General features: G+C 39.2%; 22 protein-coding genes and 1 tRNA gene. 10 read left to right on the forward strand and 13 right to left on the reverse strand.

Translation table 11 applies throughout. The annotated features are described in order from the left end of the window. Nucleotides 1-25: 25 nt before the first annotated feature. A complete protein-coding gene (locus tag H6F47_RS04815; RefSeq protein ID WP_190647876.1) occupies nt 26-1,186 on the forward strand; it encodes a hypothetical protein in 1,161 nt (386 codons plus the stop codon). A 50-nt stretch (nt 1,187-1,236) separates the two neighbouring features. Continuing rightward, nucleotides 1,237-1,307: transfer RNA gene (locus tag H6F47_RS04820), tRNA-Gly, on the forward strand. A gap of 195 nt (nt 1,308-1,502) precedes the next feature. Here H6F47_RS04820 and pstB read toward each other — a convergent pair. The 4 genes from pstB to pstS form a co-directional block, all read right to left on the reverse strand. Continuing rightward, nucleotides 1,503-2,309 (reverse strand): phosphate ABC transporter ATP-binding protein PstB, encoded by an 807-nt coding sequence (gene pstB, locus H6F47_RS04825; RefSeq protein WP_096572654.1) that lies wholly within the window; start codon nt 2,307-2,309, stop codon nt 1,503-1,505. A gap of 51 nt (nt 2,310-2,360) precedes the next feature. Further along, on the reverse strand, nt 2,361-3,242 hold the full coding sequence (gene pstA, locus H6F47_RS04830; protein ID WP_137666324.1) for a phosphate ABC transporter permease PstA: 882 nt from the start codon (nt 3,240-3,242) through the stop codon (nt 2,361-2,363). A 163-nt stretch (nt 3,243-3,405) separates the two neighbouring features. Beyond that, a complete protein-coding gene (gene pstC / locus H6F47_RS04835; protein WP_096567471.1) occupies nt 3,406-4,356 on the reverse strand; it encodes a phosphate ABC transporter permease subunit PstC in 951 nt (316 codons plus the stop codon). 218 nt (nt 4,357-4,574) lie between these two features. Continuing rightward, nucleotides 4,575-5,756: a phosphate ABC transporter substrate-binding protein PstS gene (gene pstS, locus H6F47_RS04840; protein ID WP_137666326.1), complete on the reverse strand. Its 1,182-nt coding sequence runs from the start codon at nt 5,754-5,756 to the stop codon at nt 4,575-4,577. A 649-nt stretch (nt 5,757-6,405) separates the two neighbouring features. Between pstS and H6F47_RS04845 the strand changes: the two genes are divergently transcribed. Together H6F47_RS04845 and lspA are read left to right on the forward strand one after the other, a co-directional pair. Then, on the forward strand, nt 6,406-6,993 hold the full coding sequence (locus H6F47_RS04845; protein ID WP_137666327.1) for a biotin transporter BioY: 588 nt from the start codon (nt 6,406-6,408) through the stop codon (nt 6,991-6,993). An 89-nt stretch (nt 6,994-7,082) separates the two neighbouring features. After that, entirely contained in the window at nt 7,083-7,559 is a 477-nt protein-coding gene (lspA, locus tag H6F47_RS04850) for a signal peptidase II (RefSeq protein ID WP_137666328.1), read from the forward strand. Nucleotides 7,560-7,816: 257 nt separating this feature from the next. Here lspA and H6F47_RS04855 read toward each other — a convergent pair whose 3' ends face one another. Next, on the reverse strand, nt 7,817-8,299 hold the full coding sequence (locus H6F47_RS04855) for a hypothetical protein (RefSeq protein ID WP_137666329.1): 483 nt from the start codon (nt 8,297-8,299) through the stop codon (nt 7,817-7,819). A 442-nt stretch (nt 8,300-8,741) separates the two neighbouring features. Between H6F47_RS04855 and H6F47_RS04860 the strand changes: the two genes are divergently transcribed. Then, nucleotides 8,742-11,012, forward strand: a complete 2,271-nt coding sequence (locus tag H6F47_RS04860; protein ID WP_190347332.1) for a transglycosylase domain-containing protein — start codon at nt 8,742-8,744, stop codon at nt 11,010-11,012. Between the two features lie 134 nt (nt 11,013-11,146). Here the strand turns inward: H6F47_RS04860 and H6F47_RS04865 are convergent, their stop codons facing one another. Continuing rightward, nucleotides 11,147-12,571 carry a DUF4335 domain-containing protein gene (locus H6F47_RS04865; protein WP_137666331.1) on the reverse strand — a complete coding sequence of 475 codons (1,425 nt, stop codon included), beginning with the start codon at nt 12,569-12,571 and terminating at the stop codon, nt 11,147-11,149. A gap of 6 nt (nt 12,572-12,577) precedes the next feature. Then, nucleotides 12,578-13,204 carry a DUF3038 domain-containing protein gene (locus H6F47_RS04870; RefSeq protein ID WP_190647879.1) on the reverse strand — a complete coding sequence of 209 codons (627 nt, stop codon included), beginning with the start codon at nt 13,202-13,204 and terminating at the stop codon, nt 12,578-12,580. Nucleotides 13,205-13,617: 413 nt separating this feature from the next. Here H6F47_RS04870 and H6F47_RS04875 point away from each other — a divergent pair, with 413 nt between their 5' ends. From H6F47_RS04875 to H6F47_RS04885, 3 genes are all read left to right on the forward strand, one after another. After that, nucleotides 13,618-14,136 (forward strand): adenine phosphoribosyltransferase, encoded by a 519-nt coding sequence (locus H6F47_RS04875; RefSeq protein ID WP_096567487.1) that lies wholly within the window; start codon nt 13,618-13,620, stop codon nt 14,134-14,136. A 77-nt stretch (nt 14,137-14,213) separates the two neighbouring features. Then, nucleotides 14,214-15,260 carry an ABC transporter permease gene (locus tag H6F47_RS04880; RefSeq protein WP_190647880.1) on the forward strand — a complete coding sequence of 349 codons (1,047 nt, stop codon included), beginning with the start codon at nt 14,214-14,216 and terminating at the stop codon, nt 15,258-15,260. A 51-nt stretch (nt 15,261-15,311) separates the two neighbouring features. Continuing rightward, nucleotides 15,312-15,593: a hypothetical protein gene (locus H6F47_RS04885; RefSeq protein WP_096567490.1), complete on the forward strand. Its 282-nt coding sequence runs from the start codon at nt 15,312-15,314 to the stop codon at nt 15,591-15,593. Nucleotides 15,594-15,686: 93 nt separating this feature from the next. Here the strand turns inward: H6F47_RS04885 and H6F47_RS04890 are convergent, their stop codons facing one another. From H6F47_RS04890 to purL, 3 genes are all read right to left on the reverse strand, one after another. After that, nucleotides 15,687-16,352: a nitroreductase family protein gene (locus H6F47_RS04890; protein WP_137666333.1), complete on the reverse strand. Its 666-nt coding sequence runs from the start codon at nt 16,350-16,352 to the stop codon at nt 15,687-15,689. A 626-nt stretch (nt 16,353-16,978) separates the two neighbouring features. Further along, nucleotides 16,979-18,466: an amidophosphoribosyltransferase gene (gene purF / locus H6F47_RS04895; RefSeq protein WP_190647901.1), complete on the reverse strand. Its 1,488-nt coding sequence runs from the start codon at nt 18,464-18,466 to the stop codon at nt 16,979-16,981. A gap of 220 nt (nt 18,467-18,686) precedes the next feature. Then, nucleotides 18,687-21,053 carry a phosphoribosylformylglycinamidine synthase subunit PurL gene (gene purL, locus H6F47_RS04900; RefSeq protein ID WP_190647882.1) on the reverse strand — a complete coding sequence of 789 codons (2,367 nt, stop codon included), beginning with the start codon at nt 21,051-21,053 and terminating at the stop codon, nt 18,687-18,689. An 88-nt stretch (nt 21,054-21,141) separates the two neighbouring features. Between purL and H6F47_RS04905 the strand changes: the two genes are divergently transcribed. Further along, nucleotides 21,142-21,336: a hypothetical protein gene (locus H6F47_RS04905; protein WP_190347335.1), complete on the forward strand. Its 195-nt coding sequence runs from the start codon at nt 21,142-21,144 to the stop codon at nt 21,334-21,336. 120 nt (nt 21,337-21,456) lie between these two features. Here H6F47_RS04905 and H6F47_RS04910 read toward each other — a convergent pair whose 3' ends face one another. The 3 genes from H6F47_RS04910 to apcD form a co-directional block, all read right to left on the reverse strand. Next, a complete protein-coding gene (locus H6F47_RS04910; protein WP_190347336.1) occupies nt 21,457-22,284 on the reverse strand; it encodes an Rpn family recombination-promoting nuclease/putative transposase in 828 nt (275 codons plus the stop codon). 67 nt (nt 22,285-22,351) lie between these two features. Beyond that, on the reverse strand, nt 22,352-23,005 hold the full coding sequence (locus H6F47_RS04915) for a hypothetical protein (protein WP_190347337.1): 654 nt from the start codon (nt 23,003-23,005) through the stop codon (nt 22,352-22,354). A gap of 502 nt (nt 23,006-23,507) precedes the next feature. Next, nucleotides 23,508-23,993: an allophycocyanin subunit alpha-B gene (gene apcD / locus H6F47_RS04920; protein WP_096567504.1), complete on the reverse strand. Its 486-nt coding sequence runs from the start codon at nt 23,991-23,993 to the stop codon at nt 23,508-23,510. 234 nt (nt 23,994-24,227) lie between these two features. On the opposite strand from apcD, the gene rlmD reads away from it, so the two are divergent. Next, nucleotides 24,228-25,598: a 23S rRNA (uracil(1939)-C(5))-methyltransferase RlmD gene (rlmD, locus tag H6F47_RS04925; RefSeq protein WP_190647884.1), complete on the forward strand. Its 1,371-nt coding sequence runs from the start codon at nt 24,228-24,230 to the stop codon at nt 25,596-25,598. The last annotated feature ends 188 nt before the right edge of the window (nt 25,599-25,786 follow it).

Below are 25,786 nucleotides of genomic sequence, written 5' to 3' on the forward strand. Positions count from 1 at the left end.
GTCAAGTTCTACTGGATATTCAAACATGAACAATGTCAAATCCAGTTTTAAACTGCATGATGAAACCATCAAATACAGACATACTGATCCACCTTGGTTTTGGACTGCTGTATTTACAGGTTCGATTTTCCTACATCTGTTCGTGTTTTGGTTACTGCGCTCCTATGAACCATTTCTACCGTGGATTCCTCGGTCGAATCAAGATTATATTGCTATTGATTTGATCGATATTCCATCTGCTGTAGAATCACAAGAATCACAACCCACAACCGTTAAACCAAAAGTTTCTTCTTCCAGTCAAAAGTCTGTTACAGCATCTTTACCAAAAACTACTCTCACCACTCCTGAAAACCCAGATGATCAGGTGATAAATTCTGATCTCAATCTTTCACAACAGGGAGAAAGCAAAAATACTGAGGTTAATCATCAACAATTAGAACCCACACCCACACCTACACCTACACCCACACCTACACCTACACCTACATTTACACCTCAAGTACAATTTACTCCTAAACCTACTCCCACACAGACTATTCCATTCAATGATCTTCCCTGGAATCGTCGTCAAGAAATTAAGCTGGGAAAGGGAATTTTATTACCAAATGATATTCCTTCAGAATCACCAACTCCCACCCCAGAACCAGAAACTGCACCAACTCCCACCCCAGAACCAGAAACTGCACCAACTCCCACCCCAGAACCAGAAACTACACCAAATCCCACCCCAGAACCAGAAACTACACCAACTCCCACATCACAAGAAACCACAACTGCAAACATAGGAGGTTTCCTAGCTAATATTGATCCTATACTGAGAGATGAAATAGAACAATTAAGACAAGATGGAAAATTAAGAGTAGATGGTTTACCTGATGTACTGGCAGAATATAAAGGTTCTCCAAACAAGGACTTAAAGCTTAATTTTCTTGCAAGTGACTCTGGATTAAAACCAGCAAATATACTAGCCAGTTTAATTATTGATAAAAACGGTAACTTTCAACAAGCGGTAATTATCAATCTCGAACCTGCGGTACTTCGCAGTGAAGAAAGTATTTATGAACAAGCATTAAATGAGATGTTTCAACAAGAAAGCTTTATAGGTGCGTATAATCAGGATGGCTCAAAACCAGAGTTAAGCAATTTATATGTGCGGATTAGAATTGAACCGATAAATTTTCAATAAGGGCTTGCAATTTCAGGAAGGTTCTGTTATATTCAAATAGTTGGAAATTCGCGGGCGTAGTTTAGTGGTAAAACTATAGCCTTCCAAGCTATTAATGCGGGTTCGATTCCCGCCGCCCGCTTATCTTACTATGCTTGTTATTCAAGGTTAAGTAAGTTGAAAGCACAAACTTTCTTAACTTACTTTGTTGTCTATTTTCAAAGATGAGGAGCTAAACCATAAGAATTAACAAATATAACAGGAGATAGTAAGGGTTCAGCATTGCTAAACCCCGACAAGGTTCAGGTATAAACAAACTGTGACACAACTACGATATTTAACCAAATCTACCACTAATGTAAGCTTTTGTATCTTCTTGTTGCGGATTGTTGAAGATTAATTCTGTTGGGGCGTATTCTACTAAATAGCCTGTACGTCCACCCTTTTCCGAAGTTTTAACATTAAAGAAAGCTGTTCTATCAGAAACCCGCGCAGCTTGTTGCATATTGTGGGTAACAATCACAATCGTGTATTGTTCTTTAAGTTCGTGAATGAGTTCTTCAACCCGCAAAGTGGAAATAGGATCAAGTGCGGAACAAGGTTCATCCATGAGTATTACTTCTGGTTGTACTGCGATCGCTCTAGCAATACATAACCTTTGTTGTTGTCCACCAGAAAGAGACAAACCACTTTGGTTGAGTTTATCTTTCACTTCATCCCACAAAGCAGCTTGACGCAAACTCCGTTCTACCAATTCATCAATATTACCTCTGTAGCCGTTAATTCTCGCACCAAAAGCAATATTTTCTTTAATTGATTTAGGAAAGGGGTTTGGTCGTTGAAACACCATCCCGATGCGACGACGCACTTCTACTGGATCAATGTCAGATGCATACAAATTCTTATCATCAAAATAAACCTTACCTTCTGCACGGAATGAGTCAATTAAATCATTCAGGCGATTATAGCAACGTAGTAATGTACTTTTACCACAACCAGAAGGACCGATAAAAGCAGTAACTTTATTTTTGGGAATATCCAACCAAATATTTTGTACAGCTAAGAAGTTACCGTAATAAATATTCAGGTTTTCTGTACGTAACACAACGTTAGCATCGTTGATTGTACTGGTGTTCATAGTCATAGATATTTTAGAGTTAGGTTGTAAAGTAGGCATAATGTTTATGAGCTTTTGTTAAGCTTTTTGCCTAGTTGCCCAGCGAGCGATAATACTTGTAATCAGAACCATCAACACCAAAATTAAAGAAGCTGCCCAAGCTAGAGACTGCCAATTTTGGAAGGGTGAAATAGCGAAGTTGTAAACTAAAACAGCTAGGGACGCGGTAGGTTTGAGTAAACCATCAGGCCAAAAAGAAGAAAAGAGTGCAGTAAACAATAATGGTGCAGTTTCTCCCGATGCTCTGGCGATCGCCAAAGTCGAACCAGTTACAATAGCTGGTAAAGCTGCTGGTACAACAACTTGTATAACTGTTTGAAAGTTAGTTGCGCCTAAACCCAAAGATGCTTGTCGTAAGTCCTGGGGGACAAGCTGTAAGGCTTCATCGGTTGTACGGACAATAATTGGCAACATTAAAATTGCTAAAGCAAACCCACCACCCAAAGCTGAGTAAGAGCCTAGATTGAGATTTGTCAATGTTAAAACCACAATCGAGTATGCAAAAACACCTGCAATAATTGAGGGAACACCACTCAAAACATTAGTAGCAAAGCGTACCCACCGAGCAATTTTACCATTACTAAATTCTGTTAAATAAATAGCTGCCAATACTCCTGTAGGAATACTGATGATAGCACCAATACCCACCATCAGCAAAGTTCCCAAAATAGCATTACCGAAACCACCGCCTTTTCTGAAAGGTGCTGGTGGTAGTTGGGTAAACACATCAAGACTGAGACTGCTGAAGCCTTTAAACAATACATAAGAAAGTACAGCCAACAAAGGAAATAGCGCCAATGCTCCACATATAAACGCTACTACTGTCATCACCGTGTTAAATAAAGTGCGGGGAGAAGTAGGGGAGCGAGTCAGGCTATTTTGGGGAAATAGAGAAGTCATTCTATTTTAGATTTTGGATTTTAGATTTTGGATTGACTCTACAAAAAGTCATTTTTGCTGGTATGTATAACTAGCAATCAGAAACCGAATTAGTATGAAAAAACGTGCATAATTTTAAATTTTCATCTGCATTTTTTCATAATCATTCTGATTGCTGCTGTAATTAAAGTCGCTTCACCCGAATAACAATAAACTCCGCCAGAATATTAACTAACAACGTCAGTAAAAACAACACTAAAGCAGCGTACATCAAAGCCGAAACTTGCAGACCGCTGGCTTCAGAAAATTGATTTGCTAGTAGTGAAGAAATGGTATTAGAAGGAGCTAACAGAGAAATATTAATATTGTTAGAATTACCAATTAACATGGTGACAGCCATTGTTTCGCCCATTGCTCGGCCGAGTGCTAACATGACAGCACTGACAATACCGGAAAATGCCGCAGGAATGAGGACTTGAAAAATAGTTTCCCAACGAGTTGCACCCAGTCCTAAAGCTGCTTGACGTAAACTAGGGGGAAGGGAAATTAAAGCATCACGGGAGATAGCAGTAATAATTGGTAAAGTCATAATTGCTAAAATTACTCCTGCTGGTAACATCCCAGGTCCTGTAGGTGTAGAACTAAAAAATGGTATCCAACCTAAAGAACTGTGTAACCATTTACCCACGTCATTTAAAATCGGGATTAAAACAAAAATTCCCCATACTCCATAGACAACACTAGGAATGGCAGCTAGTAATTCTACTAAAAATACTAAAACCAACCGCACCTGAGATGGGAGAAAATTCTCACTTAATAAAACCGCCGTACCCACGCCAATGGGTACAGCTAACAACAAGCCAATAAAAGAACTCATCAGAGTTCCATAAATTGCTGGTAAAACTCCATAGTTATCATTAACTGGGTTCCAACTGCTTTGAACTAAAAAGCCCAACCCAAATTCTTGGATAGCAGGCCAAGCACTAGAAGCGACTTGCAACGCTATCCATAGGAGAATACCAGCGATCGCCAGAGCAAAAATCCTTGTCAACCAAATAAAGCCCCTATCTAGAGATTTATCAAGTTCCGAGCGTTGTTTAACAGCTAATGACAGATTCTGAAAATTTGTATTCATGAATACTGACTCTAGAAAGAAAATCGAAAAAAATGTGAGGGGAACCAAATAAAAGTCAAAAGTCACAAGTCAAATGCTTGCGGTGATAACCTTGGGGATGGCTATAAATGAAATTATCATTTCGTTACCTTTTGGCATTTGATACTAAATAATCAGGGTTCCCAACTGATTTAGTAATTCAATGATTGATTATCTTGAGCATAGACGGAAGAGTGAAATTACTTACTCGCATTGGTGGAGTCACCAACAGCAATTTTATAACTAGGACTGATTTGATCAGCAGCAGCAGCTACTTTAGTAACCACATTTGCTGGTAAGGGAATATAACCTAGTTCATCAGACAGCTTTTGTCCGTCAGTCAAAGCATACTCTATCGCTGCTTCCATTGCCTTCGCTTTGGCTGCATCAGGATACTTTTTATAAGCCAGAATCCAAGTATAACTGACAATGGGGTAAGAATCTGCACCTTCTGGATCAGAAATAAAGGCGCGGAGATTTTCTGGTAAAGTTACAGCTTCTAAGGTTTTAGATGTTGATTCCGCATTTGCAGTCACAAATTTACCACTTTTGTTTTCCAAAGCAGCAAATTTTAAATTGCTTTGTTTAGCGTAACCATATTCTATGTAACCAATAGCACCTTGAGTTTGTTGGATTTGGGCAGTTACACCTTCATTACCCTTACCACCAACGCCCACTGGCCATTTTACACTTTTTCCTTCACCAACTTTTGCTTTCCATTCTGGACTGATAGCACTGAGATGTTTTGTAAATACACCTGTAGTTCCACTACCATCAGCACGATGGATGACAGTTATGGGTTGGTTTGGTAACTTAGCATCAGGGTTAGCTTTGGCGATCGCTGGATCATTCCAGGTTTTGATTTTACCTAGTAGAATATCAGTATATACGGTTCGTGGTAGTTTCAGTTCAGGAACATCTGGCAGGTTATAAGCCAGGACAATGCTACCAGCAGTTACAGGCAGCATCATTACCCCTTTATCTGCTGGTATTTTGGCGATTTCCTCATCCTTCATGGCCACATCACTAGCACCAAAGTCTACAGTACCTTTGGTAAACTGTTCAACTCCAGCACCACTACCCACTGACTGATAGTTAACTTTTAAACTCGGATATTTTTTGTTCAATTCAGTAAACCAAGTTTGGTAAAGTGGAGCAGGAAAAGATGCACCAGCACCTGTCAATGTAACATCTCCACCTAAATCCAAATTTTTAGCAGGGGTAGTGGCAGCAGTATTTTCAGTATTGCCTGAATTATCAGTATTAGCAGTGTTGTTTGGGCTGGAATCTCCCCCACAAGCTGCTAAACCTAATGTCAGTGCTACTACGGAAATAGCGGTTTTGACGCGATTATTTTTAACAGAAATTTTGCGTAATAGCATTGCTGTCTAAATTTTGTAAATTGCCATAATAAGAGAAACGCCTCTAACATACCTCTAAATATTTAATCTCAGGTAAACAAAAGGTTAACAAACCAAAAATTTTCTGTTTTCCTAATCAATGCCCAAAATTCATCTGATGAATTAGTTGTTATATTTAGTAATACAAATTACACTCTAATTATAGATTATTTAGGGAACAATACGGTCAAATATTGATTTAGCTCTGATCAAAATAGCCTACTCTGTTCGCAAATTAATTACAAGTAAGTCGACAGGAAAAAACCAAAGCAAGTACAAAAATGTAAAATTGCTAACAACCTTTTCCCTCCAGCATAGATGCCTCCTGCCTTGTTATAACGACAATTTTTAACGCCTACCTACTTAATAGTATATCAATTTGCTTTGATTGGGTAAGGATTCAGGACACAGAATACAGGATTAAGAATTGATGAGAGTTTTCGAGTCATTGGTTGTTGATGAAAAACTTACTCCTGTAAATTCCTGCTACAAACAAATATTCTGATTCCTGACTCCTGACTCCTGACTCCTGACTCCTGACTCCTGAATTGATTGGTTACATTTGCGATTTTTACATATACTGGTGGTTGCTGTTAGTGTTACCTTTGGGCTATTCCCTATTGCCTGATCAATGTTTGCTGCTTCCAATCAATTATTATGGTCCATGATTGGCTTACTCCTGACAATGGGTGGCACGTTCCTAGAAGCCTATGGCACTACCTTACCTTGGAGTTGGAGTCAGCAAGGAATTAAAACCTTTTCTTTAGGTGTCAGCTATCAAGTTGGTGCAGTGCTGTTGGTAGGTTGTTTAGGAGGTAAAAATGCTGGTGCGCTTTCCCAGATTGCTTATCTAGTCATGGGATTAACATTATTGCCTGTATTTGCCGAAGGAGGTGGTATAGGATATGTTAAACTATCTCAGTTTGGCTATTTGCTCGGTTTTATTCCAGGAGCTTGGATTTGCGGATATTTTGCCTTTAAAGCCAGACCTCGTTTAGAAACCCTGGCTTTTAGTTGCCTTTGTGGTTTGTCAACAGTCCACTTATGCGGTATTGCTTATTTAATGATCAGTTATCTTTTTCCCTGGAGAGGTGCAGAACATCTACCTTTAATGCAAGCAATCCTCAAATATTCCTGGTTTTCGCTTCCCGGTCAACTAGCTGTAGTCTGCGCTGTCACCATCATAGCTTATGTATTACGACATATCATGTTTTATTAATTAGGGCATTGGGCATTGGGAATAACGGTGAAATGACTAATAACTAATAACTAATGACTCATGACTCATGACTAATTGACAAATTTACCATGCGTTTAAAAAATAGACTTTTTTGGATTGCTGCTTTCGTTGCTTTTGTGGTAGACCAATTAACAAAATTATGGGTAGTAAAAACCTTTGAGTTAGGAGAAACATTACCACTGCTACCAGGAATATTTCACTTTACATATCTCACCAACACAGGGGCTGCTTTTAGTATTTTAAGTGGTAAAGTAGAATGGTTGCGCTGGTTATCCTTGGGAGTGAGTTTAGTGTTGATGGCGATCGCATCCTGGGGACCAGTATTAAGTTTTTGGGAACAGTTAGGTTATGGTTTAATTTTAGGCGGAGCTATGGGTAATGGTATTGATAGATTTGCTTTAGGCTATGTCGTTGATTTTCTCGATTTTCGCCTCATCAACTTTGCAGTCTTTAATCTAGCTGATTCTTGTATTAGTATTGGTATTGTTTGCCTTTTAATTGCATCTTTCCAAAAAACACCAAATTCTCATCACAGAATACGATAACAATTGATAATTGTCCATTGTCAATTTTCCCCATCCTCTCACGAACAAACCAGAGGTAATTGTCAATTGTCCATTGTCAATTATTGAAATATCTCTATCGCCAATACCAGCGGTTTCTTGACATTGAAAAATCCGCTGTTTAGTGATAGAGACTATTTTTTGTTGATGCAAACTTGTAAAAAATCCCCTGATCGAACAAATAAATGTAGCGAGAGTTGTTCTTTAAGGAGTAGAAATTTGAGTTAAAAGATTCAGATTTAAGTACCAGAAGGGGCAGTTTGTGGTAAAATATTCACAGGAACTTGCTCTGGGCTAGAAAACTCTGTTACAGGAGAGCTTTCTGGAACAGGAGTCAATTGGTTGGAATTATCAGGACTTGGGTTAATTGGTGTAACTGGTACTGTGGTATTATCTACGTCAGTATTGCTCTCAATAAAATTAGTTTGTGGATTAGTTTGTGGATTAGTTTGTGGATTAGTTTGTAGATTAGTTTCTGGTGATGAAACAGGACTCAGAAAATTCCTATCAAGTGGTATCCCACCTGGACAACGTGAGTTAAGCGGGAAACGTTGACAGAGAATTTTCATTCCTTCTGGTGACATCTTAATTTCCGCCGCTGTACCCATAGAGGAGTCACTTGATTCTACCAACAAAGATTCACTTGATTGAGCCATAGCAGCGTTACCAGTAAGCGCCAAAGTCATGGCAGTACCAATCAGGGTCAGAGATTTTCCCTTCATTCTGAAATTAACCTCAAGGTCAACGGAACACTGCGCTAATTAAATCAAACTCTTGATGGGACAAAATCAGCCTCAAGGAAGATGTAAAATTCCTTGAATAATGCTATAGGTCTTTGACAAAAGTAAAATTTAAATATTTTGTCAATTGAATAGAAGTTTTAAGGAATACACAGAGAAAGATTGTATTTGAACTTGTAACGCTGGCTTGATTGGATAAAATCAGCATTTTATGTCCAAGCAACTAATTTGTGATGTAGAAAGCAGTGACAAAAATTACAAGTTAATTTTACTTGCCAATCCATCAAATAGGTTTACTTGAATACCTTTAAATTCAGTACAGCCAATTTATTTTTGGCTTGTGAGTAAAATGGTGTAAGACTAGCATTAAAATTGCGATCCGTACGATTCTGTCTTCACCAACAGCCGTGATGTGATATAGCCGATGAGTTCCCCGCAACCGCCGCAAAAGCCACAAACCTTACTTGGTCAACTGACGCAAGCAGTAAATACAATTCAAGCCAGGGTAGATTTTTCCAAACTGGCGCTCAAGCCGAATGCCAAAGTACCGGAAATCTGGGTGCAGGATGCGGGAGCGGACAAAGCGGAAATATATCCCCTATTGGGCGATCGCTATATACTTGGTCGCAGTTCCAAATCCTGCGATATCGTCGTCCGTAACCCAGTAGTCAGCCAGATTCACCTGTCCCTATCGCGTGATTCCAGCCAAAGAACATCGGTTTTCACCATCAAAGATGAAAACTCCACCAATGGCATTTATATTGGCAAGCGCAGAGTCACATCCCTAGAACTGCGTCATGGTGACGTTTTCACCTTGGGACCACCAGAACTTGCAGCTTCAGTGCGTTTGCAATACTTCGATCCGCCCCCCTGGTATATCAAAGCAGGAACATGGGCATTTTATGGTTTTGGGAGTGTCAGCGCCTTATTTGCCCTAGCTATTGGCTTAGAATGGACAAAATTTTCCATTAGACCCCTACCTACAGCCACCAGCGCCCCGGTAGTAATTTATGCCCGTGATGGATCCACACCACTACGAGAACCACGGAACATAGCTCACGTAGACTTAAAACAGTTATCAGAATTTGGTCCTTATTTACCTGCTGCGGTAGTCGCTTCTGAAGATAGTCGTTATTACTGGCACTTTGGAGTTGATCCTTTAGGGATTTTGCGAGCCGTATTAATCAATAGTCGTAGCGGTGACGTACAACAAGGAGCCAGTACAGTTACTCAACAACTTGCCCGCAGTTTATTCCGCGATTATGTAGGTAGACAAGATTCCTTGGGGCGGAAAGTGCGTGAAGCTATTGTCTCCCTGAAGTTAGAAACCTTTTACAGCAAAGATGAAATTTTACTGACTTACCTAAACAGAGTATTTTTAGGTGCTGATACTTCGGGCTTTGAAGATGCGGCTAAATATTACTTTGAAAAATCAGCTAAAGAATTAACATTAGCAGAAGCAGCGACCCTAGTAGCAATTTTACCTGCACCCAACGCCTTCAATTTTTGTGGAGATGGTCCAAGAAAACTGGACGCAGCAGATTACCGCAATCGTGTAATTAGGCGGATGCTGGACATGGGCAAAATTAGCGTCGAAGATGCCAACCGTGCCAGACGTTCTACAGTGCAAGTTAGTCCTAAAGTTTGCGAAAGACAAGCTCAGACAATAGCCCCTTACTTTTATAATTACGTCTTTCAAGAACTGGAATCAATATTAGGAGAAGGAGCAGCAAGAGAAGGTAACTATATCATCGAAACCCAGTTAGATCCAGCAATGCAAGCCCAAGCAGAATCAGTTTTACGAAATTCAGTGAGTAACGCCGGGTCCAACTTGCGATTTTCCCAGGGGTCGCTTGTTACCCTAGATGCGAAAACTGGCAGCATCTTAGCAATGGTAGGGGGGACTGATTACAAAAAAAGCCAATTTAATCGGGCGGTACAAGCTCAAAGACAACCTGGTTCTACCTTCAAAATTTTTGCTTACGCTGCTGCTTTAGAGCAGGGAATACCAACATCTAGAACTTATTCTTGCGCTGCTTTGCCCTGGCAAGGCTTTACTTACAGACCCTGCCGCTCTGGTGGTGGTAGTTTAGATGTAGCCACAAGTTTGGCACTCTCAGAAAATCCCATTGCTTTAAGAATTGCCAGAGAAGTAGGATTAAATAAAGTTGTAGAAATGGCGCAGCGTTTAGGAGTCAAATCCTCACTGGAAGCTGTTCCTGGTTTAGTCCTGGGTCAAAGTGTAGTTAACGTTTTGGAGATGACCGGCGCTTTTGGCGCTATTAGCAATCGTGGTGTATGGAATCGCCCCCATGCTATTAGCAGAATTTTAGACAGCAGCGATTGTGAAGATCGCAATGATTTAAAGACCTGCCGTGTTATCTATTCCTACGACCAGGATCGAGAGAGTAATAAGCGAGTGCTAAAAACAAGTATCGCCAATACAATGACCGATATGATGCAGAGGGTAGTTTCCAGTGGTACTGGTCGTGGTGCATCTATTGGACTGGGAGAAGAAGCGGGTAAAACCGGAACAACAGATAAAAACGTTGACTTATGGTTTATTGGTTTTATTCCCAGTCGGCAACTTGTAACTGGCATTTGGCTAGGAAATGACAACAATTCCCCTACATCTGGTAGCAGTGGTCAAGCTGCCCAGTTATGGGGGAATTATATGCGGAAAATCGCCAAATAAATGGGTAATTGGTAATTGGTAATTGGTAATTGGTAAAAAAGGGAACAGGGAACAGGGAACAGAAAGAAGGCAATAGGCAATAGACAAAAGTTAATATTCTCCTCCTGCTTTCTTCCCCAGTCCCCAGTCCCCAGTCACCTGTATCCCTGCCAGGGAGTGACTTCAAGAGTGCCGTTAGATTTGAAGACTACCTGGAAATGGGCAAGAGGTTCTTTATTGTTGGGAGCAGCTTGATTTGAACCGTAGACAGATTGAAACATTTGTGGTAAGGGTGTTTCTCGAAAATAGTCAAAGGCGACTTGATTAAGTGGTTCATAGTCAGCGATGACACCAATTTTGTTAACGGCTACCCGATATCTAAGTTCTCTGTTAAAGGTAGGTGTAACACTCCAGTTTTGGCGAATTGTATTATAAAGCTTTTGATTTAAGTCTTTGAGTGTACTAGAATCAGTGATTTTTTCACCGATGACATCTGGTGTTCTGGTATATCCCAACCAAGGACTAATTTCTAACACACCTTGTCTGGTAAAAACTACTCGAAATTGAGCAATGGGTTCGTTGGTGACAGTGCGGTTAGCAGGATTGTAGAGTAATTTTGGCAGTGGAGTTTTTTCTATTGCATCATTGGCATTTTTGTTAACAGCTTTATAACCAACAATACTTCCATCACCAGCTACACCCAAGCGATAGACTAAATCTTCTGTAATTTCCGAACGATTCTCCCAGACAGGATGAATTTGGTTATACACTTGGCGATTCAATGCCCGTAGCTGGGAGGGGTCAGTAATTTCTGGAACTGTATTTAGAAGTGCTTCTAAATCTTTGATAATAGGTGTGGCTGAGGCTGTAGGTGATGCTTCACTGGTAGGTGTAGGTGATGCTTCACTGGTAGGCGTAGGTGATGCTGTGGGTATTGCTGTGCTGGTTTGTTCTTCTTGCTTCGGTTCTGGTGGACGTACCTGGGGAGGAGGAATTAAGCTAAAGGCTACCGCTGCTACTGCTAAACTGGATACTCCTACAGTAGCTGGTACTGCTTGTTTGATTATAGTTTGACTAGCACCATTATAACGTCTGGTGACTGGTTGTAGTTCCAAAGTTAACTCTGGTAAGGTTTGAGTATCAGCAAAAAACTGATCTACAGCTTCGACTAAATCAAACAACTGTACAGTATTCAAATCAATTTGAATAGGTGATTGTTGAACTGCGTTTGATTGAGATTGCAAACCATCACCTGTAATTTCTGAATGTACAATTAACTTGTGTCTGTTGCTATCAATTTTTTGTAACTCGACTAACTCTGAGTCACCGTTGTGTGCTTGAGGGTTGGGGACATTACTTAAAAATTCTTGAGCATAGGCGCTTACCGCTCTGACTAAGCTTTCAAAAAATTCTCGCCCTCCGGTTATAGGCTGACTATAACTAGATAAATAGCATTCTGCATTCACCAATATAGATAATTCTGGACGCAGTTCTTGAAATTGGGTGGTAGGGGCGACATCACTTAACCCTTCTAAGAGTAGCGTGCAATTAGGTAAACTGTACTTACGTTGAATATTCATTCTACTTTACTCTACTTCACCGTCAAAAAGAGAAATCCAGAAACGCTGCATTCCAGCTGTACCTGTGCAGAATAGTAATTTTTCTAATAAGTCTATAGCCAGTTCATCTAATTTCTCGTCTGAGTTTAATGTTAGTAAAACAGAACGTCTGGCATTCATCCGACTTTTAAAATGCGCTCTAAACCGTTCTAGGTAATTAGCTAGTCGTAAATTTTGCTCTAGTGGAATCTGCTTTTCTGATAATTGCTGATATATCATTAGCATCTGTCGGATAACTACTGTTAACCGCCGCGCTATGTAGCAAGCAATTACTACTAAAGCTTTTGCTTCCATGATGGTGAGGAGACGGCGGTTATGCGCTCTTCTTAAAGGGTTAGAAGCACGCATTCTCCATAGATTTACTCGGTTTTTGACAATTCCTGTTAGGTCTAGTTCTTGGGCAAAAGCGAGGATGGCTTCAGAACCACCCAATTCTAAAGCTTCAATTGCCAGTAACATCAAGTCTATTTGTAATGTGGTTCTGCGGGGACAGCCCTTGGGTCCTATGGCTGGATCTGGTAATGTGTCCAGTATCATCGGCATGGACTCAGGAGTTGGATCATTCAATGACTTTACGCTTGCGGAGACATTCATGCTCTAAAATACCTTGTGTTATGCCAACAGACTGAGTGAGATGAATAAAACAACATTAAACACTATTTAAGATAGATAGCTAAACCAGAAATCAGGTTTTGTGGTTATGGATAAGCATCTCAATATATACAATACTTACTTTTGTTATACCAAGATTCCCGTATATTCTAATGAAACTTTTAAAGCATCAGTTTACTAACCTATCTAGTTTAACGGTACAAATACATCTCTAGCTTGGGTTAAATTCTTAGTTATTGTCAATGATTGACGAAACTTACAGCAATAATCTCCAAAAGATGAAATTATAGTGTACGATTTTTCAGGGGATTGGTGACTGATGACTGGGAAAATACAAATAATTTCCCCCTGCTTCCCTATTCCCTATTTTCTATTCCCTGTTACTACTGAATACGATGGATTTAAAATCTCTGATTCGTGACATACCAGATTTTCCTAAGCCTGGAATTGTATTTCGAGATATTACAACTCTACTGCGTAATCCAGAGGGTTTGCGATACACTATTGACTTTTTAGCACAAAAATGTATTGAACTGGAAATCTCAGTTGATTGCATTGTGGGTATGGAATCACGGGGTTTCATTTTTGGCGCACCTCTGGCTTATAAATTGGGATCTGGTTTTATTCCGGTTCGCAAAAAAGGCAAGTTACCCGCAGCAGTTCACAGAATTGATTATCAACTAGAGTATGGTACAGATTGCTTGGAGGTACATCAGGATGCTTTACATCCAGGTAGCAGGGTTTTGATTGTAGATGATTTAATTGCTACGGGTGGAACTGCAAGTGCAACAGCTACTTTGGTACAGAAGATTGGCTGTGAACTTGTGGGTTTTGGGTTTATCATCGAGCTACGGGATTTGCAAGGACGCAAGTATTTACCAGATGTACCAATTATTTCTTTGGTTGAATATTAGGTGATTGGTGACTGGTGATTGGGTAGAATTAACTTATGACTTATGACTAATGACTAATGACTAACAACTAACAACTAATGACTAATACAAAAATTGCTTTAGAGACTGGTCGAGATTGGCTGATTAAGCTAGTCACAGATGAAACTTTTATTTATGTGATAAAACGGCTGCTACAGGCTTTGTTAACTATTTTTCTAGCTTCTGCGTTGTCGTTTTTTGTGATGAAATTGTCACCAGGTACTTTTTTACTTACATTGATACACAATTCTAAGATTTCACCAGAACGGATTAAAGAAATTACACAACAGTTTGGTTTGGATAAGTCTTGGCCTGAGCAATTTTGGTTGTGGTTGAAGCAAATTATAACTAGGGGTGATTTTGGGACAAGTGTTGTTTATCAGCGTTCTGTGTCGTCTTTGTTGTGGGAAAGAGTACCAGCGACTTTGTTGTTAGCGATCGCTTCTTTATTTACAACTTGGGCGATCGCTATTCCTCTGGGTATTCTCGCTGCGGTTAAACAAAATCGCCCGACGGACAAGATTTTACAGGTTTTAAGTTACGCTGGACAAGGTTTTCCTAGTTTTATCACTGCCTTATTTCTCTTATTCTTAGCCCAAGTCACTACCCCCTTATTTCCTGTGGGTAACATGACTAGCATTGATCATGGTGAACTGACATGGTTCGGAAAAATCTTAGATATCGGTTGGCATAGCATTTTACCTTTAATTGCGTTAAGTATTACCAGTTTTGCTGGTTTACAAAGAATCATGCGTGGTCAATTATTGGATGTTTTGCGGCAAGATTATATTCAAACTGCTCGTGCTAAAGGATTACCAGAAAACCGTGTTATTTATGTTCATGCTTTGCGGAATGCTATTAACCCTTTAATTACTTTGTTAGGATTTGAATTAGCAAGTTTATTAAGTGGTGCATTTATTACAGAAAACTTCTTTAACTGGCCTGGTTTGGGTAAATTAACTTTACAAGCTGTTTTGGCAAAAGATGAATATTTAGTCATGGCTAGTTTAGTGATGAGTGCGGTTTTATTAATTCTAGGAAATTTAATTGCTGATTTAATGTTAAAAGCTGCTGATCCAAGAATTAAATTAGAAGATTTGAATTAGAAAATAGGGAATGGGGAATAGGGAATAATTACGAATTACGAATTAAAAATTATGCTTTCTGAAGTTTATTATATTATTCGGTCAAAGACAGATGGTAAATATCTCACTGCAAAAATTGATGAGGATAAATCAGGATATTTATTATTGTTTAAAGAAGATTTTGAAGCACTCAGTTATTTAAATGCTCATGCTGCTGATTTAGCGAGTCGTTTAGCTGTAGAATCTATTCCAGGTACACAGGTGGGAAGTTTATTAAAACGTTGGGGATTTGCAGGTTTGGGAATAGTTAATGATCCTTTATTGCCTAAGATTGATTTTTTACAACATGGATAAATTCAGATCCCCGACTTCTGTTGAAAAAATAATTGAATTGATTTACAAAATGAAATCAAGAAGTCGGGGATATTGTTACTTAGATATTGTTCATTAATCTTGATATGGGTTGTCTATTTTATCCACAAATACATTAGCAGATAACGGTAAACGACCAGGATTTAAACGGGGTTCGGCTGCATATCCTACAGGTACAACCACTGCAATACAAATATCTGGGTTATTTTCTGCACCAATCACTGCTTTTACTTTATCTTCAATCCAACCATTCATAAAACAGGTAGATAAACCCAAACTTTCTGCTGCTAATACTAAATTTGTAGCAGCTATCATGGCATCTTTAATAGCATATTCCCGACGCTTATCTCCTAAAGCTTCTTGAAATTGGGGAATAGCATTTCTAAAATAATTAACTGTTCCCTCATTCCAAGCGCCGGTGTTTAATCCTTGTTCTAAAATGGGTGTTAAATCTTGTTCTCCAGCAGTTGCATCAGCAGCAAATACAAAGGTTACAGGTGCTTGAATAATTTGTTTTTGATTCCAAGATGCTTCACATAATGCAACTTTTTGATTTTCATCTTGAACTAAAACTATTCTCCAAGATTGGGTGTTAAAACTACTGGGTGCTGCTACGGTTAATTCTACCAGTTGTTTAAGCATTTCTGGGGAAATGGGATCTGGTTTAAAGGTTTTGATAGAACGACGTTGTAATATAGCTGTAGGTACATCTAATGCTTGGATTTGAGTGGTAGAAGTCATTTGATTTTAGATTTTAGATTTTGGATTTTTGATTTTGGAATTATGTCCTGTGTTTAGGGTAACGTTTTTTTGTACGGAGTTCCAATAGTAGGTTACAGGTTACAGGTGACAGTAAGAAGAAAGACTTTGCGTCTTTGCGTGAGATAAAATCTTATTTGTCAGAATCAGGATAACCAGGATTTAAAGATTTTTAGGATTGAGTTGTTAAAAAGACGTTATATTATGTGCGACACAGATTTCCATCATATTAGTATGTGTCAAGTCTAAGGATTTTGTCAAGTGTTTTGGGTGAAAAAATTTTGCGGGGATGAGGATTTTTAGATGTTGATTTTTGGGGATATGGGAAAGAGGTAAAATATTAAATTGTCAGAATCAGGATTTACAGGATTTAAGGATTTACAGGATATTATTGAAAGTTCTATTTTTGGGATGTGAGGATTTTTCGATGTTATCTAAATGAGGGTGTGGATGATTATTAAAAGATCTAATTTTTCGATGATTTTTAAATATTATGATAAATTATCAAATTAAAATCTTGTTAATCCTATAATCCTGGTGATCCTGATTCTGACAAAATAAAATATTGAGGCAGGCAAGATGCCCACCCCACCAGATGATAAAATGATCTAAACTGTAGCTTTTTCTAACATTAATTTAGAACGCTTCACTTGTTCAGGAATCGCTACAGGATAATCACCTGTAAAACAAGCAGAACAAAAACTATTTGTATCTTCCCTGGTTGCTTCTAACATTCCTTCCCAACTCAAATAAGCAAGGGTATCAACTTCTAATTTTTTGGCTATGTTTGCTACTGACATCTTAGCGGCAATTAGTTGATCTTGGGTATCTGTATCAATCCCATAAAAGCAAGGATGGGTGACAGGTGGGGAAGATATTCTCATGTGTACTTCTGATGCACCTGCTTCACGCAATGCTTTAACGAGTTTGCGGCTAGTAGTTCCCCGGACAATGGAATCATCAATTATTACCACCCGCTTACCATACAATACATCTTTCAGGGGGTTCAATTTCATCTTAATGCCCGTTTCCCGCATACTTTGGGTAGGTTGAATAAATGTTCTACCGACGTAGCGATTTTTAATCAAACCTTCACCATAAGCTACCCCTGATGCTTGGGAAAAACCAATGGCCGCAGGTATACCAGAATCAGGTACACCAAATACTATATCTGCTTCTATTGGTGATTCTTCCGCTAATCTCCGTCCTAATCGCATCCGATAGCTATATAATGTTTCATGGTGCATGACGCTATCAGGACGAGCAAAGTAGATCATTTCAAAGATACACAACTTGCGCTGGGGTTGTTGATTCCATCGGTGTGATGTTAAACCTTTTTCTGTGATCCAAACTAACTCTCCTGGTTCGACATCGCGCAGATATTCAGCACCGATAATATCTAAACCGCAGGTTTCGGAAGCGAGAACGTAACGTACTGGATCACTGTCTAATGTACCAATTACCAGGGGACGAATGCCGTTAGGATCTCTTGCTGCCATGATACCATCGGGTGTACCAACTACCAGACTAAATGCACCTTGACAACGGTGAAGCGCACGAATCGCACCTTCTAACCAGTCTGCACCAGCATTGACTTCTTCGGCGATCGCATAAGCAATCATTTCTGAATCGGTGGTTGTTAGCAAATGAACATTACTCTGAAGTAATTCTTCCCGCAATTGTATGGTATTGACTAAATTACCATTATGTGCTAAAGCCAAATGACCTAGACGAGTTGAGATAACTGCGGGTTGAGCGTTAACTTTGCGACTAGAACCAGTAGTAGAATAACGGTTATGGCCAACTGCAATATTACCGACTAATTCTTCTAAAATAGTTTCATTAAATACTTGAGAAACCAGCCCCATATCTTTATGCTGGTGTACATAATGTCCATTAAAGGTAGCAATACCAGCAGATTCTTGACCCCGATGTTGCAGGGCATATAATCCAAAGTATGCCATTTTTGCTACATCTTGTTCTGGTGCATAGATACCAAAAACACCACACGCCTCTTCTGGTTTATCACAAGCGTTTTCACTAATTTCACTAATATTTATAGATGGATCAGAAGTGATAGAATGCTGGGGAATCATGCTGGTTTTTGCTCCTGGTAACTGGGTACTGGGTACTGGTGACTGGTGACTGGTGACTGGTGACTGGGGAGAAATATTTACCTTCTTCCTCCTGACTCCTGACTCCTGCCTCCTGCCTCTTAATAAATCTTTAACCATCCATTAAAACAGTACCGTAAATTGGTCAAGGATGGGGGATGAATTGTAAATTTTCATGCCCGATCCTTGACATTGATGCGGTTTATGTATTGGCATAGAGAGCGAGACGTTGGGCGATCGCCTGATCGTAAACGTTGCTCATATCGCTAATGCTGACTTTCATAACTTCTTGGTGATCAGCAGTAGTCACTGTTAACCCTGTTGCCAAATTAGCAACAATACCTAATTTTTGCCAATTTTCTCCTAAATGTTCCTGTAAATAGGATTCCCAAATTTCCTGATTTTCCACATTCACAGAAACTAAAATTCTCGCACCACCTTCACCAAACAACACTTCATCAAAGCGAAAAGCAGAGTTTGCAGAAATACCTAAATTTAATTCTGCTCCCAACTTTCCACTTAAACAACATTCCGCCAAAGCTACAGTTAGACCGCCTTCAGCAGTATCATGTGCTGAACGCACCCACCCAGAATGAATACCATAACGACACACGCTTTGTACTTTCCGTTCTAAATCAAAATTAACCCTTGGCGGTTTACCTGCAATCGTATTATGAATCGCTGCTAAATATTCAGAAGCTCCCAATTCGATTTTAGATTTTGGATTTTGGATTTTGGATTGCACAGGTAAACCTAAAAGGTAAATTGCATCACCTACATTTTTCCAGCCCTGTCCACAAATTTTATCCAAATCCTCAATTAAACCAACCATTCCCACCACAGGAGTAGGATAAATAGGCTGGGGATTTCCCTGAGCGTCAAAAGTCTCATTATACAAAGAAACATTTCCACCCGTAACAGGCGTTCCCAACTCCTGACACCCTTCACTTAATCCTTTACAAGCTGACGCTAACTGCCAATAACCGATAGGTTTTTCAGGACTACCAAAATTAAGATTATCTGTCACCGCTAAAGGTTCAGCACCCACACAACTAAGATTCCTTGCAGCTTCAGCTACAACAGACTTAGCACCCTCATAAGGATCTAAATAAACATAGCGAGAGTTACAATCAACCGTAGCAGCAACTCCGCTTCGGTGACTGGTGACTGGGAAAGAATTTAAAGGACGTAAGCGCACTACAGCCGCATCTGCCCCACCAGGCAACAACACAGTATTATTTTGCACCTGATGATCATATTGGCGATATACCCAACTCTTAGAAGCAATGGTAGGTGTACCCAGCAAAGTTAATAAAACATCCTGCCAACTTTGTAACTTACCATTAACTGTAATTCCCCTAGCATCACAACTAGGTAAACTATCAACACTCCAATCCCAGGCTGTTTTTGCATATTCTGGCGGTTCTGCTAAAAGTTCTCTTTCATACAAAGGCGTATTTTCAGCCAAAGCATCCGCAGGAATTTCCGCAGCAACTTCACCCTTAAACAAAATTCTGACAATTGGTTCAGCAATTACAGTACCTGCAACCACCGCATGAAGTCCCCAACGGTGGAAAATATCAATTAACTCTTGTTCTCGGCCTTTTTCGGACACAAATAGCATTCTTTCCTGAGATTCAGAAAGCAGATATTCATAAGGTATCATTCCATACTCACGTGCCGGAACTTTGTCAAGGTTAAATTCAATACCGACACTGCCTTTGGCTGCCATTTCCGAAGTAGAACAAGTGATACCCGCAGCACCCATATCCTGAGCCGCTACCACTGCCCCGGTTTTAAATGCCTCTAAACAAGCTTCAATTAAAGACTTCTCTAAAAATGGATCGCCCACTTGCACCGCAGGACGGTTATCCATTGACTCATCGGTTAATTCTGCACTAGCAAAACTCGCACCACCCATACCATCCCTACCAGTGGTTGAACCAACATATAATACAGGGTTGCCAATTCCTGAAGCACCGGATTTTACTATTTCTGGTGTTTCCATTAATCCCAGTGCCATGACGTTAACCAAGGGATTTCCTGAATAAGCTGGATCAAAATAAACCTCACCGCCTACCGTGGGAACACCTACACAGTTACCATAATGGGAAATACCCGCTACAACGCCATTAAATAATCTTTGGGTTTTGGGATCATCCAAACTACCAAAACGCAGAGAATTTAATAACGCAATTGGACGCGCCCCCATTGTAAAAATATCTCTTAATATACCTCCCACACCTGTAGCAGCACCTTGGAAGGGTTCAACTGCGGAAGGATGGTTATGGGATTCTATTTTAAAAGCTAGTTGCAGTCCATCGCCTAAGTCTACCACACCGGCATTTTCACCGGGTCCGACAAGAATGCGGGGTCCTGTGGTGGGAAACTGTTTGAGGAGGGGACGGGAATTTTTATAACAACAATGTTCTGACCACATTACCCCAAACATACCTAGTTCGGCTTTGTTAGGGTGACGGCCTAAGCGGCGGACAATTTCGGTATATTCTTGTGGTTTAATGCCTTCTGAGGCGATTTCCTGGGGAGAAAAGGGACTTTCGGTGGTCATGGTTTGTTATGCACCAAGAGGACAGATGATTATTGTATCTGAGAACCCTAACTTCTTTATAATTAATTATGTAGATCGCTGATCCAATATGCAAGATACTTTAACCATTACCATTAACCCGGAACTAAAAGCAGCACTTTTAGAAATCACTCAAGCTGAAGGTATATCTGCTGATAGTTTAGTTGGTAAAGCTATTGAGCATGACATCTTCACTCACAAATTCCGTGCATTGCGTTCTTATTTGATGCAGAAGAATAAAACGGTAGGAATTTGCTGTTTCTGAAGAAATGAATATGCGGTAGAAATTAGTCTGGGTGTGGGGTATGGTAAAAGAGCGATCGCCATTTTTAATATTAGCGATCGCCTATCATATTAAACAGTAAATTTTAATTTCTCTCTCAACCTACTCCACAGGATTTTGATCCCCAGATTTTTCCGCAACCTTCCTTACCGCTTCAATATCCACATCTAACCTTGTTGCTATTTCTTCCACCGTCAAACCTAACTCTATTAATAGCGGTACTGATTCCAACCTACCTTCTAGCCTACCTTCTAGCCTACCTTTTGTTCTTTCTTCTTCCGCAACTTCTCGGAAATACCTTGTTTGCTTTAAATCTTCAAAAGTAAACATTGCTTCTATCTCCTGACGGGTTAAATTATTGAATTTATAAACTAAGATCGTCTCTAACAATTGTAAGACTTTTTGCCTTTGGGCTGCATCTGTAAATTGTTGTCGAGATTTGTCCATTAACTGTTGACTGTGATCAATTGCAGTTTCTTCTTTCTCTACTACTAATTTTACCATCCCCAACCCAACGGAATTATCATTAGTAACTTCTAATTCATCCAAATAAATGATTGTTACTTGCTGACTCATTAGCAAACCTCGATACTGGATAGGTACACCAGGATCTAAACTACGTTTAGCAAAAATCGCTACTGCATGAAAATCATTTTTTGGTTGATATTGATTGAGGTAAACAAAGATTTCTGCAAATAATTTCCAGTAAAAATCTGTTTTTGGTTGAAATTGCACCTCAACAAAATAAATCGGTTGTTCAGGTATCTTTGAATTTGGTATGAATAACCCATCAAACCGAAATGCTAACTCCTTTATTTCTACAGATGTAAATTGATAATTTTCTGCTTCTGTAGCTGGTTTACCAATCAATTCAAAAAGAATATTTGGTAATGTTTGAAAGAGTTGATAGAAGATAGTATCTGTTTTCACCCTGCGAAAAATTCCTATTTTTTCAACTACGACAAAAATAAAAAGGTGACAGTTAAAAGATTTGACATTATCCACCTATTTCCAAATTACTTAAAATCAAATCTGCTCTTGGTTCAAAACCATCTCCATATTCTGCTGGATAATGGGTAATTGCATAAAATACTTTACCCTTTTCTTCTCCAATATAAATATTACCAAAAATCTCTTGACCTTTACTAAAAGTAATCTTTTCTTTTGCCCAAGGATAGGTTACAGTGCTGCTACGATTGACAATTTGCCATTTATTAGATGCAATTATCCCATCTTTACTATTAATAAAATTTTTGACTTCTTCTAAGGCTTTTAAATCATCAGGAAAGACAAATTTAATGTAAGCATTTTCATTTTTTACACCTCCAAAATTAGCAGTAAATTTCACTTCTCTTACTTTATTGATATCTTTATTTTGAACTAAAAAATCCTCTTGAGGAAAGTAGGTACTAAATATATTTTTCTCCTGGTAAAGTTTTAAGGAAATGTTGGTTTTTTCCCCTTCCACAGAAATAGTAGCTGTTTTATTATTTGGTCTATTTTGTGCAGATTTATTACTATCTACAATGGGTTTATTTTCGGTAATGCGGCTATTGTCCGCATAGATTTGGTTTTGAGTAGGTGTAGTACAAGCAGTAATTCCATTTAATAAGATTGTTGCTGCTACTACTTTAATAAGATTCAGATACATTTTACCAAAATGTGTTAGTGTTTACAAAAATTTGACTACTATATGCAATTGACTGTTTCTGCTGCCATCAAAATGATGTATTTTTCTCTTTCAATCAATTGCTCAAAGGTATACATTTTTTCTTCAATTCTTCAGTGATTAAAATCACCGATGAATATGATTACAATCACCATTATCCATGATGAAGATCCTCCTCTAAGAATGAACATCTTGGGATAATAACTCATAACTGAACTCTAGCCGAGTCATTAATAGGGAACACAACTAATGACCGACAGCCTCCTGTCGGTTTTTTGTTTTTGGTGAGCGTCAGTAAATGCACATAGATGCACATAAAATATCCCCACAACTTTATAATAACTTGACAAATATGTTGCCATAATTTTGCCATAGCAACTATCAAGTGTGGGGAAAGAGTGATCAAATGAGCAAGATCACCAGTAGCTTTACGCAAAGCACCAGCCGTGATGGCGATCGCTAATGTTGCAGAGAAACCTTGTAATTAGGACATCGCTTGAATGATGTAATCAAAGTAAGGCTCTGCTGCTGCTGCATCTTCACCACTCAGTAAGCCCAAGGATGCTTGTTTAAGGCAGTTGATAGCTTCTACCATTCCCGGTACAGGAACACCCAGAGAATTGTACATCTCCCGTACACCAATCAACCCAATTTTTTCAATTGGTTCTTTGTCACCAGCAAGCACACCATAGGTAATCAAGCGCAGATACCAGCCGAAGTCACGGATACATAAAGCGCGTTGCTTATCTCCGTAAGCATTGCCACCGGGAGCGATAAAGTCAGGGCGCTTTTGCCAAAGTTTTTTGGTTGCTTCCTGAACTATCTTTTTTTCGTTTTCTGACAGGGTTGCAGCGATTCTAGTCCGCTGTGCGCCTGTTTGCAAAAATTCTTTGATACTTTTGAGTTCGCCACTGCTAGGGTAACGCAGTTCGTCGTCAGCTTGGAGAATAACTTGGCTAATTACAGTCATGATTATGTAATCACGGAAATTATATTATTTGTTAGTTTAACCAGTTCGCGGTACAGAAGTGAAGGGTATATTGGTGATTGGTGACTGGGGATTGGTGACTGGGGAAGAGGTAATTGGTAATTGGTGATTGGTAAAAATTAATATTTGTTAATAATATTTTTCCTATTCCCTATTCCCTATTCCCTATTCCCTATTCCCTATTCCCACCCACTAATAACTAATAACTAATGACTAATGACTAATACAGTTTGGCAACAGGGTGAAGTAATAGAACTAGAAATTACTGATTTAAGCGACACTGGTGATGGCGTAGGACGCTTTGAACAGCGTGTAGTATTTGTTCCTGATACAGTAGTGGGCGATCGCACTTTAGTCAGACTTACACACGTCAAACCCAAATATGCTCATGCTACCCTCAAACAAATCCTTCAACCATCTCCTCAACGTATCCGACCTAGTTGTATTGTTGCTGATAAATGTGGTGGTTGTCAGTGGCAGCATATAAATTATGATTATCAGCTTACATCAAAACATAATCAAGTAATTCAAGCTTTAGAAAGAATAGGTGGTTTTATTAACCCCTCAGTAGCTCCCGTCTTATCCACAACATCATCTTTAGGTTATCGCAACAAAGCCACCTATCCCGTCCGGATCTCAGCTACCGGACAAGTTCAAGCTGGTTATTACCAAAAAGGTAGTCATCAACTCATTAACTTAAATCAATGTCCAGTTCAAGACGCTCGTTTAAATCCTTTATTAGCGGAAGTAAAACAGGATATTAAAAAGCGGGATTGGTCAATTTATGACGAAAAACGCCACCAAGGGCAAATTCGCCATTTAAGTTTACGTATAGGTCGCCGTACAGGGGAAATGCTACTAACTTTAGTAGTCAAAGATAGAAATTTACCAGACATTGAAACCCAAGCCCAGGAATGGTTACAGCGTTATCCCCAGTTAGTAGGAGTTTGTTTGAATCGCAATAGCGATCGCACAAATGCTATATTTGGAAAAGATACAACTTGTATTGCTGGGATTCCTTACCTGCAAGAAAAATTCGCTGGTTTAGAATTTCAAATCCGCCCGGATACATTTTTTCAAGTTCATACAGAAACGGCTGAAGCACTGTTACAAGTCATTCAGTCAGAATTAAATTTACAAGGTCAGGAAGTTTTAGTAGATGCCTATTGTGGTATTGGTACTTTAACTTTACCCCTAGCAAAACAAGCACGCCAAGTTATCGGCTTGGAAGTGCAATTGGCAGCCGTAGAACAGGCAATTTTCAATGCCCAACAAAACGAAATTAATAATGTAACCTTTCAAGTAGGAGCAGTGGAGAAAAATCTACCAAATTTGGGAATTATACCAGATATTGTCTTACTTGATCCGCCACGTAAAGGATGTGAAGCTAATGTCATCAAATCTTTACTGAACCTGAAACCTTCGCGCATTATTTACGTCAGCTGTAAAGTAGCCACCTTGGCTCGTGACCTAAAATTACTGTGTGAACATGGACAATACCATCTTACAAGAGTGCAGCCAGCCGACTTTTTTCCCCAAACCGCTCACGTAGAAACAGCAGCCTTTCTCCAGCGATATCCATGCTAAAAGCAACTATTAACTTTAGCTTATATGTTAACCAAATTGTTTACAAAAACTTAAATGGAAAATTTGTAGTCCAGTGCATACTAATAATGCTAAAATAAAATTAACCTAAAAATAGAGATTTCTTTTTTAACCATTAAAGTTGCATGACTCTGATTTGAAAAAGTGAAATAAATTGTGCAAATTATTAA

Origin of the sequence: Sphaerospermopsis sp. FACHB-1094 (assembly GCF_014696195.1) — a bacterium.
Classification (GTDB): domain Bacteria; phylum Cyanobacteriota; class Cyanobacteriia; order Cyanobacteriales; family Nostocaceae; genus Sphaerospermopsis; species Sphaerospermopsis kisseleviana.

Coding starts and splice junctions, on each gene's coding strand:
- H6F47_RS04815 (WP_190647876.1), top strand. CDS start 26: ATGAACAATGTCAAATCCAGTTTTAAACTGCATGATGAAACCATCAAA.
- pstB (WP_096572654.1), bottom strand. CDS start 2,309: ATGACTATGAACACCAGTACAATCAACGATGCTAACGTTGTGTTACGT.
- pstA (WP_137666324.1), bottom strand. CDS start 3,242: ATGACTTCTCTATTTCCCCAAAATAGCCTGACTCGCTCCCCTACTTCT.
- pstC (WP_096567471.1), bottom strand. CDS start 4,356: ATGAATACAAATTTTCAGAATCTGTCATTAGCTGTTAAACAACGCTCG.
- pstS (WP_137666326.1), bottom strand. CDS start 5,756: ATGCTATTACGCAAAATTTCTGTTAAAAATAATCGCGTCAAAACCGCT.
- H6F47_RS04845 (WP_137666327.1), top strand. CDS start 6,406: ATGTTTGCTGCTTCCAATCAATTATTATGGTCCATGATTGGCTTACTC.
- lspA (WP_137666328.1), top strand. CDS start 7,083: ATGCGTTTAAAAAATAGACTTTTTTGGATTGCTGCTTTCGTTGCTTTT.
- H6F47_RS04855 (WP_137666329.1), bottom strand. CDS start 8,299: ATGAAGGGAAAATCTCTGACCCTGATTGGTACTGCCATGACTTTGGCG.
- H6F47_RS04860 (WP_190347332.1), top strand. CDS start 8,742: ATGAGTTCCCCGCAACCGCCGCAAAAGCCACAAACCTTACTTGGTCAA.
- H6F47_RS04865 (WP_137666331.1), bottom strand. CDS start 12,571: ATGAATATTCAACGTAAGTACAGTTTACCTAATTGCACGCTACTCTTA.
- H6F47_RS04870 (WP_190647879.1), bottom strand. CDS start 13,204: ATGAATGTCTCCGCAAGCGTAAAGTCATTGAATGATCCAACTCCTGAG.
- H6F47_RS04875 (WP_096567487.1), top strand. CDS start 13,618: ATGGATTTAAAATCTCTGATTCGTGACATACCAGATTTTCCTAAGCCT.
- H6F47_RS04880 (WP_190647880.1), top strand. CDS start 14,214: ATGACTAATACAAAAATTGCTTTAGAGACTGGTCGAGATTGGCTGATT.
- H6F47_RS04885 (WP_096567490.1), top strand. CDS start 15,312: ATGCTTTCTGAAGTTTATTATATTATTCGGTCAAAGACAGATGGTAAA.
- H6F47_RS04890 (WP_137666333.1), bottom strand. CDS start 16,352: ATGACTTCTACCACTCAAATCCAAGCATTAGATGTACCTACAGCTATA.
- purF (WP_190647901.1), bottom strand. CDS start 18,466: ATGATTCCCCAGCATTCTATCACTTCTGATCCATCTATAAATATTAGT.
- purL (WP_190647882.1), bottom strand. CDS start 21,053: ATGACCACCGAAAGTCCCTTTTCTCCCCAGGAAATCGCCTCAGAAGGC.
- H6F47_RS04905 (WP_190347335.1), top strand. CDS start 21,142: ATGCAAGATACTTTAACCATTACCATTAACCCGGAACTAAAAGCAGCA.
- H6F47_RS04915 (WP_190347337.1), bottom strand. CDS start 23,005: ATGTATCTGAATCTTATTAAAGTAGTAGCAGCAACAATCTTATTAAAT.
- apcD (WP_096567504.1), bottom strand. CDS start 23,993: ATGACTGTAATTAGCCAAGTTATTCTCCAAGCTGACGACGAACTGCGT.
- rlmD (WP_190647884.1), top strand. CDS start 24,228: ATGACTAATACAGTTTGGCAACAGGGTGAAGTAATAGAACTAGAAATT.